The 9077-nt window shown below is 71.3% G+C and carries 7 protein-coding genes; 5 read left to right on the top strand and 2 right to left on the bottom strand.

Features of this window, described 5'->3' with window-relative positions; translation table 11 throughout:
* Window positions 1–499: P-loop NTPase family protein (locus tag H7I41_RS29585; protein ID WP_264016223.1), on the bottom strand; the 499-nt coding region annotated here is incomplete at its 3' end.
* A gap of 7 nt (window positions 500–506) precedes the next feature.
* A complete protein-coding gene (locus H7I41_RS29580) occupies window positions 507–2375 on the bottom strand; it encodes an Hsp70 family protein (protein WP_264016222.1) in 1869 nt (622 codons plus the stop codon).
* 225 nt (window positions 2376–2600) lie between these two features.
* Here H7I41_RS29580 and H7I41_RS29575 point away from each other — a divergent pair, with 225 nt between their 5' ends.
* The 5 genes from H7I41_RS29575 to H7I41_RS29555 all read left to right on the top strand — a co-directional run.
* Entirely contained in the window at window positions 2601–3122 is a 522-nt protein-coding gene (locus H7I41_RS29575) for an Rv0340 family IniB-related protein (protein ID WP_264016221.1), read from the top strand.
* A 296-nt stretch (window positions 3123–3418) separates the two neighbouring features.
* Window positions 3419–4477: an IniB N-terminal domain-containing protein gene (locus H7I41_RS29570; RefSeq protein ID WP_264016220.1), complete on the top strand. Its 1059-nt coding sequence runs from the start codon at window positions 3419–3421 to the stop codon at window positions 4475–4477.
* 93 nt (window positions 4478–4570) lie between these two features.
* A complete protein-coding gene (locus tag H7I41_RS29565; RefSeq protein WP_264016219.1) occupies window positions 4571–6430 on the top strand; it encodes a dynamin-like GTPase family protein in 1860 nt (619 codons plus the stop codon).
* A gap of 66 nt (window positions 6431–6496) precedes the next feature.
* Window positions 6497–8002: a dynamin family protein gene (locus H7I41_RS29560; protein ID WP_264016217.1), complete on the top strand. Its 1506-nt coding sequence runs from the start codon at window positions 6497–6499 to the stop codon at window positions 8000–8002.
* Window positions 8003–8062: 60 nt separating this feature from the next.
* Window positions 8063–9077: DUF7159 family protein (locus tag H7I41_RS29555; RefSeq protein WP_264016216.1), on the top strand; the 1015-nt coding region annotated here is incomplete at its 3' end.

Genomic DNA, 9077 nt, shown 5'->3' with positions numbered 1-9077 from the left:
CTCCGCCGGTCGCGGCGGACAGCGCCCGCACCAGCTGTACCGGCGGCGTCACCCCGAGTGCGGCTGCCGCCGCGCGGTGCACGTCGGCCGGACCGAGCGGGCCGAGCGCGACCACCGGGTTCTCCCTGGCGAGTGCGGTGCTCAAGGACTGCAGCGCGGCATGCCGCAGCCGCGCCTCCGCGGACACCACCACCGTGGCCGCGGGGTCGGCCGCCCGGTCGGCGAGCAGGTCGAGTTCTGCGTCGCCGAGCAGGTGCGCGTCGTCGACGACGAGCGCCGCGTCGGCGGGGTCGTCAGGACGGGGCGGCCGGGTGAGCACCGTGCGGCCCGCCTCGCGCAGCGCGGTCCGCACGGCGGTGAGGACCGCACTCTTGCCGGTACCGATGCCACCGGACACCAGCACCTTCGCCGGCGCGGTGGGGTCGGCGAGCAGCGCGGCGACGAACGCGCCCGCTGCCGGCGGGACGTCGGTCAGGCGGTCCGGCGCCGGATTGGGCATCGGCGGTTCAGGCGCCGTCGCCCGGCACGATCACGGTGGTCGGCGGCTCAGGCGGATCGGGCGGGTCCGGCGGATCGGGAACCACCGTGGTCGTGGGCGGCGGGGGCGCCGTGGTCGTCGGCTGGGTGGTGGTGGGCCGCGTCGTCGTGGTCGTCGGCTGTGTGGTGGTCGTCGTCGTGGTGGTCGTGGTCGGCTGTGTGGTGGTCGTCGGCGACGTGGTGGTCGTGGAGCTCGGCGGCGGCGGGGGAGGGGGCGGAGGCTGGCTCACCGTCGTGGTGGCGCGGCCGTCGGGGCCGACGGTGACCGTCGTGACCGGCGGCGGCAGCGGCGCGAACGACGGCTCCATCGAATAGGTGGTGCTGGTCTCGGTGACCGGGCTGGAATCGCCGGTGGTGCTGGTCAGCGTCACCGCCAGGCCGCTGATCGCCGCCAGCGCCGCCACCGCGGCGGCCCCGAACAGGATCGGCGGACGCTTGTACCAGGGCAGCGGTTCCGGCTCCGGCGGATACTGCGCCTCCTCGCCGCCGGGCGCGAACGCGATCGGAGGCCGCGCGGCGCCGGTGCCGGCGTCGACGGTGTAGTCCTCGCCGGCATAGGGCACCGGCTCGTCGGTCGGGGCATCGTCCTGAGACCACGCCAGGGCGCGGAACGTCGCCGACGACGCCCCGTCGGAGGCGGATTCGCCGGCCGCCAGTCCCGCTGCTCCCGCCACCCACGCCGCAGGCGCCATGCCCGTCGGCGCATCGGCGGCGGGGGCCAGTCCGGTCGGCGCGTCGGGGGCGATGGGCGCCATGCCGGTGGGTGCGTCGGGAGCGATCGGCGCCATGCCGGTGGGCGCTTCGGCGCTGAGCCCGCGGCCGGCCACCAGCGCCGCGCCCGCCGCGATGTTGAGCTGTGACTGCGGGGTGGTGACGACGGGTGCGCGCAGTCGCTCCGAGAGCTGCTGGGTGACCAGCGGGATGTGGGCGCCGCCGCCGACGGTGGCCACCGCCGACACGTCGGCGGGCGCGATGTTGTTGCGCCGCAACGTGTCCTCGACGGCGGCCAGTACACCGGCGAGCCCACCGGCGATGAGCTGTTCGAGTTCGGCGCGCGTCACCCGGAAATCGGTGCGGACACCCGGCAGTTCGGCGGGCACCACCGTCGCGGTGTCGGCGGACAACCGCTCCTTGGCCTGCCGGCACGCGTCACGCAGGCGGGCCAGCGAACCGACCGCCGCGGTGCCGGCCGGGTCGGCGTCATTGGCGTCGGCGATACCGCTGATGACGTGGTTGAGCAGCAGCTGGTCCACACCGTCGCCGGAGAAGTCGGTGTGCCGGACCGTCTGGCCGACGGCGTCGAGGTTGGACGACGCGTCGGCCAGCGTGATGCTGGTGCCGCTTCCGCCGAAGTCGCACAGCACGACGACGCCCGCATCGGGAAGGCCGGGTGCGGCCTGCAGGGCAGCGAGGGCGGCCACCGAGTCGGGGATGAGTGCGGCCGGGGCGCCGTCGGAGGCGAGACCCGGATGGTTACGCAGCGCCCCACGCAGGGCGCCGACGGTGGCGGGACCCCAGTGCGCGGGGACGGCGATCGCGACCGGGGCGCCGCCGCCCGCGGTGCGGGCCATCGTGTCCAGCGCCTCGGCCAGCACCTGCTCGCCACGGTGGGCCGAACCGTCGGCCGCCACCAGGGGCACGGGATCGCCGACGCGGTCGACGAACCCGCTGAGCACCATCCCGGGGGAGGAGCGGGGCGGGTTCTCGGCGGCCAGCCCCACCTCGGCCGGGCGGTCGTCGAAAACGGTGAGGATCGACCGGCGCATGACCGGGTCGCGGCCGAAGCGGGCCGCGACGAGATTGGTCATTCCGATCGACAACCCCAACGAGTCGGTCATTACTGTCACTCCTGCTGTCTCGGCCGGTGTTCACCTTAGCGGCTCGGGCCCCCGAGGCCTCGGAACATCCCCCTAGTGGCGTCAATCCCCTAACGTGCCGTCCCCTAATGGCCGCGCCGTGGGGCTGGGTTCGGCACCGATCCCGGGGCGGGCCTGCGCCGATAGCATCGTGGGACATCGGCGAATCGCCGGAGTACACCACCATCATCAGGGGGACGGGCTGTCATGGCTAACTCGCTTCTCGACTTCGTCATGTCGCTGGTGCGAGACCCCGATGCCGCGGCACGCTACGGCGCCGACCCGGCCGGTGCCCTCGCCGAGGCGAACCTGCCCGACGTGACGAGTGTCGACGTCGCCAACCTCATCCCGGTGGTGTCCGAATCGCTGTCCATGACCGGCCCGGCCAGCGGTTTCGATGCTGTTGGCGCCGAGGCGGCGGGAAACGTCTGGGCGAGCGGCGCCGCCACCGCGGCGTTCGACGCCTTCGGTGATCCAGGCGCAGGCACGGCGATCGACGACGGCGCCAACGTGATCTCCGATGTGGTGGACGAACCGGTCGTCCAGGTGGCCGACACGTCGTTGGCCGACCTCGACAGCGCGTTCGGCGACCCGGCCGCGCAGTTCGACACGGCCTTCGCCGACGCCCCGGCGGACACCGCGGCCGACTTCGCCGCCGATTGGGGGCAGTCGCCCTCCGACGATCAGGTGCCCGGGGCCGACGGCCAGAGTTTCGACCTCTTCAACTGACCTTTGCAGCACTTCCTCTTCACCCGCGCGGACCTCTGTCCGCGCGGGTGAAGTCGTTTGAACAGGGAAAACGCGGCGCTGCCGGCGAGTGCCTCCGGCGCCCCCTAGATACCCCCTAATCCCCTAATGGGGCCGATGCGGGGACCCCGGTACGGCACCTTTGGGGGATGGGAGGCGACCCCGTTCCCCGGCGGTCCCGGAATCCATAACGTTGTCGTCAGAACGCCGGAAGGGCCGGCGGGAACCACCTCCCAAGCCCGCGAGGGCTCACCGGGAAGAAACAGAAAGGCAGTTCCATGAATCTCATCGACTTCATCCTCGATCTGTTCCGCAGCCCGGTCGAGGCGGCCCGCTTCGTCACCGACCCCGACGGCGCGCTCCGCGACGCCGGCCTGCCGAACGTGACCGCCGCGCAGCTCGCGTCGGTCGCAGCCACCGCCGCCCCGGCCGGCTACGCCCTCGGCGGCGGAGACCCGATCGTCGGCCTGCAGCGCGCGGTCGCCGATCACCACCAGCTGGCCTCGAACTTCGCCTCGCCGTTCTCGCCGCAGACGTCGTTCGCGCCGACCACCGAGTTCGCCAGCCGTAACGACACGGACCTGCTGAGCGGCAACAACGTGCCGATCGCCAGCCCGGATCAGAACGCCGGTGCCAACGCCCAGAACGGCGCCTTCAACCTGGGCTTCGGTGACATCACCCTGGGTGACAAGACCAGCAACACCGCCACCAACGGCGGCGTCGTGGTCGGCGGCGACAACGACGGCGACATCGTCAGCGGTGACGGCGCGGTGCTCGGCGACGGCAACACGATGAACAACGGCGACATCCTCGCCGGCTCCGGCTCGAACGTCGTCGTCGGTAAGGACAACGAGGTCGAGGACAATTCGCAGACCGCGGGCGGCGACCTGATCGCCGACAACGACGCACCGGTGCTCAACGACGTCGACACCAGCGGTGGCAACGGTGGCGGCGCCGACGGCGGCGGCAGCCTGATCGGCATCGGCGGCGGCAACGCGGTCGGCGGCGACGGCGGCAGCGGTGGCGGAATCATCATCACCGACAACGACGTCAACACCGGAACGCAGATCGACGGCGACTTCGGCAGCGACAACGTCGAGGACAACTCGACCAGCACGTCGGTGCAGTCCGAGGTCAACACGTCCACCGAGAGCTCGATCGAGGACAACTCCTCGAGCTACGAGTCGAACATCGGCTCGGGCAACGAGACCGCGATCGGGTCGGGCAACGAGACGAACACCGAGCTGTTCTCGGGCAACACCACCGGGTTCGAGACCAACACCGACATCGCCTCCAACAACGATGTCGCCTCGAACAACGATCTGGACGCGTTCTGATCGACATGACCGCGTGACGCAACTGGCGGGGACCGCAACCGGTCCCCGCCAGTTCGCGCATTAACGTGAGATCGACCGAGTGAGAAGGGCGCCATGACGCAACCGAACGACCCGCGCAAGGTCAAGGTGATCGTCGAACTCATCGACCACACCAGCAGGATCGCCGACTCCTATGAGCGTGGCGACCTGGTCGACCGGCTGGCCCGCGCCAAGGCTCGCATCACCGACCCGCAGATCCGGGTGGTGATCGCCGGTCAGCTCAAGCAGGGCAAGAGCCTGCTGCTCAACTCGCTGCTCAACATGCCGGTGGCGCGGGTGGGCGACGACGAGTCCACCGTGCTGGCCACCGTCGTGTCCTACGGCGAGCAGGCCTCCGCGCGCCTGGTGGTCGCCAACCCCGACGGCGAAGAGCCCGAACTGGTCGAGATCCCGCCCGCGGACCTGCGCAACGACCTGCGCCGCGCGCCACAGGCCGGCGGCCGCGAGGTGCTGCGCGTCGAGGTGACCGCCCCGAGCCCACTCCTCAAGGGCGGGTTGGCGTTCATCGACACCCCCGGGGTCGGCGGCTACGGCCAGCCGCACCTGTCGGCGACGCTGGGGTTGCTGCCCGACGCCGACGCGATGCTGATGGTCAGCGACACCAGCCAGGAGTTCACCGAACCGGAGATGACGTTCATCCGGCAGGCCGTCGAGATCTGCCCGGTGGCCGTGATCGTGGCGTCCAAGACCGACCTCTACCCGCACTGGCGGCAGATCGTCGACGCCAACTCCGTGCACCTGCGGCGCGCGGGCATCTCGACGCCGATGATCCCCGCGTCGGCGCAGCTGCGCAGCCACGCCATCCAGCTCAACGACAAGGAACTCAACGAGGAGTCCAACTTCCCGGCGATCGTGAAGTTCCTGTCCGACCGTGTGCTCAGCCGCGAGAGCGACCGGGTGCGCGACCATGTGGTGAGCGAGATCCGCGCCGCCGCCGAGCATCTGGCGATGGGGTTGGACGCCGAGCTGTCGGCGTTCAATGATCCGCAGGCCCGCGACCGGCTGACCGAGGAGCTGGAACGGCGCAAGCAGGAGGCCCAGGATGCGCTGCAGCAGACCGCGCTGTGGCAGCAGGTGCTCAACGACGGCATCAACGACCTGACCGCGGACGTCGACCACGACCTGAGGGGCCGGTTCCGCAACATCGTGGCGTACACCGAGTCGGTGATCGACTCCTGCGACCCGAGCGTGCAGTGGGCGGAGATCGGGGCCGAACTGGAGAACGCCGTCGCCACCGCGGTCGGCGACAACTTCGTGTGGGCCTACCAGCGATCCGAGGCACTCGCCGCCGAGGTGGCCAGGACGTTCATGGAAGCCGGTCTGGACGCCATCAAGATGCCGACCATCGACGCCCGCGACATGGGCGCCGGCTTCGGCGAATTCAAATCGCTGGCGTCTTTGGAGGCCAGACCGATCCGCGTCGGCGACCGCGTGGTCTCCGGCCTGCGGGGATCTTTCGGCGGTGTGCTGATGTTCGGCATGCTCACCTCCTTCGCCGGCCTCGGCATGCTCAACCCGCTGTCGTTGGGCGCCGGCGCGCTGATCGGCCGTAAGGCCTACAAGGAGGAGATGGAGAACCGGATGCTCCGGATCCGCAACGACGCCAAGATCAACATGCGCAAATTCGTCGACGACGTTTCGTTCGTCGTCGGCAAGGAATCGCGTGACCGGCTCAAGGGGATCCAGCGCCAGCTGCGCGACCACTACCGGGAGATCGCCAACCAGACCACCCGGTCGCTCAACGAGTCACTGCAGGCCACGCTCGCCGCCGCCAAGATGGAGGAGACCGAGCGCAACGCCCGCGTCAAGGAGCTCGAACGCCGGCGCAACATCCTGCGGCAGGTACTCGACCACTGCGAGAAGCTGAGCGTCGGCGCCCCGGCCGAGCCGGCCGGGATGCGCAGCAACTCCTAGTCGACACGCTCGTCGGACGCGCGCCTGCACTGCGCGGCGGCCGGGTGCCTAAGCTGGACAGCCGACATGAGCACGAGCGATCAGGTGCGGACGATCCTGGGCGGCACCATCAGTGCCTACCGGGCCGATCCGGCGTACCGCGACCGTCCCGACGTGCACAACGAACTCGACCGGATCGGTCGCAGGCTCAACCAGCCGATCCGCATCGCCCTGGCCGGGACGTTGAAGGCCGGCAAATCCACGCTGGTCAACGCGCTGGTGGGGGAGGACATCGCACCCACCGACGCCACCGAGGCCACCCGGATCGTCACCTGGTTCCGGCACGGGCCCACTCCGAAGGTGACCGCGAACCATCGCGGCGGCCGGCGTTCGAACGTGCCGATCGGCCGCGGCGCGCAGGGCTCCCCGGACCACCGGGGCCTGACGTTCGACTTCGCCCGCCTGGACCCCGAGGACGTGGTGGACCTCGACGTCGAATGGCCGGCCGCCGAACTGATCGACACCACGATCATCGACACCCCTGGGACGTCGTCGTTGTCGCGGGACGTCTCGCAGCGCACCCTGCGGCTGCTGGTGCCCGACGACGGCGTGCCCCGGGTCGACGCCGTGGTGTTCCTGCTTCGCACGCTGAACGCCGCCGACATCGCGCTGCTCAAGCAGATCGGCGAGCTGGTGGGCGGCTCCTCGGGCGCGCTCGGCGTGATCGGGGTGGCGTCGCGGGCCGACGAGATCGGCGCGGGCCGCATCGACGCGATGATGTCGGCCAAGGACGTCGCCGGTCGGTTCACCGCCGAGATGGACAAGACCGGCATCTGCCAGGCGGTGGTGCCCGTGTCGGGGCTGCTCGCACTGACCGCGCGGACCCTGCGGCAGAGCGAGTTCGTGGCGCTGGAGAAGCTGGCCGGGGTCGACGCGGCCGAGCTGGCCAAGGCGATGCTGTCGGTGGACCGTTTCGTGCGCGAGGACTCCTCGCTGCCGGTCGACGCCGCCACCCGCGCGGCGTTGCTGAACCGGTTCGGGATGTTCGGGGTGCGGATCTCGATCGCGGTGCTGCGGGCCGGTGTCACCGACTCGGTGGCGCTGGCCGACGAACTACTCGAGCGCAGCGGTCTCGTCGCGTTGCGCGACGTCATCGACCAGCAGTTCGCCCAGCGTTCCGACCTGCTCAAGGCGCACACCGCGCTGCTGTCACTGCGCCGGTTCGTCGAGCAGCACCCGATCTACGCGACGCCCTACATCGTCGCCGACATCGACCCGCTGCTGGCCGACACCCACGCCTACGAGGAACTCCGGCTGCTGAGCCAACTTCGTTCGCGGCCAACCACCTTGAACGAAGACGAGATCGTCTCGCTGCGGCGCATCATCGGCGGGTCGGGCACCGACGCCGCGAGCAGGCTGGGCCTGCAGCCCGACGCCCCCTACGACGGGCCGAGGGCCGCGTTCGCCGCTGCCCAGCGCTGGCGCCGCCGCGCCGATCACCCCCTCAACGACCCGTTCACCACCAGGGCCTGCCGGGCCGCTGTGCGCAGTGCGGAGGCCATGGTCGCGGAGTTCGCCGCCCGCGGCCGCTGAGCCGTTGAAATCGGTCGCCGAACCGCCTAACGAATCGCGGGCCCGCGGCGACATACAGGTATGCGCAGCTTGCTGGGATTGTCAGTCGGCGTCACGAACCTGGTCGCCGTGCCGCTGACCGGGCCCGCCGACCGCCCCGTCGTCCGCCGTTCGGTGCTCACCCTGTTCGGGCACCGGCCGCCTGAGGTGGGCCTGCCGGGTGAGAACGCTGCGCTCGACGAACGGGGCCTGGTGGTGTCGGCCTTCGTGGAGCGCGCCGGCGACCCCGTTCCCATCGTCGCCCCCGACGGATCCACCCACCGCGGTGAGGACCTGACCGTGACAGCGCTGACGGCGCTCGCCCGGTCGGCGGGCCGGGCCGACGTCACCGGCCTGGCGGTGCCCGCATACTGGCCGGCCACCGCGGTGGACGCCGTGCAGGCCCGGATGCCGCACGCCATCCTGGTGTCCGATGCCGTCGCGGCGCTGACGGCGCTGCAGTCGCGGCCCGGCCTGCCCGCCCGGGGCCTGGTGCTGCTGTGTGACGTCGGCGCCACCGGCACGACCCTGACACTGGCCGATGCCGGCGCTGGCTTCGCGCCCGTCGGCAGCAGCGTCCGCTGCGACGATTTCGGCGGCGACGCGATCGACCGGGCGGTGCTGACGCACGTGCTCGCCGACATCGACGCCGAGGAGTCCGGCACGTCGGCGGTCGCCTCGCTGACCGTGCTGCGCGACGAGTGCCGGCTGGCCAAGGAGCGGCTGTCCTTCGACACCGCGACGGGTCTGACCGGTCCGCACGCGGCGCTGCGGCTGACCCGTGCGGAGGTCGAGTCGCTGATGCGCGAACCGGTCGACCACCTGATGGCCGCCGTGTTCGACCTGCTGCAGCGCAACCGGGTGGCGCCGGCGCAACTGGCCGCCGTCGCGACGGTGGGCGGCGGCGCCCGGATACCGCTTGTGACGCAACGACTCTCCGAGGAACTGCGGCTGCCGGTGACGACGATGCCGCGCCCTGAACTGGCCGCGGCGATCGGCGCCGCGCTGGTGGCCCGTCGCGCTGCGGACCGCGAGCCCGCCACGGTGCTGGCCGCCG

Origin of the sequence: [Mycobacterium] manitobense (assembly GCF_025821665.1) — a bacterium.
Lineage (GTDB): Bacteria > Actinomycetota > Actinomycetes > Mycobacteriales > Mycobacteriaceae > Mycobacterium > Mycobacterium arseniciresistens.
The sequence above is the reverse complement of the archived record's forward strand: the minus strand, read 5'-3'. Positions and strand labels throughout refer to the sequence as shown.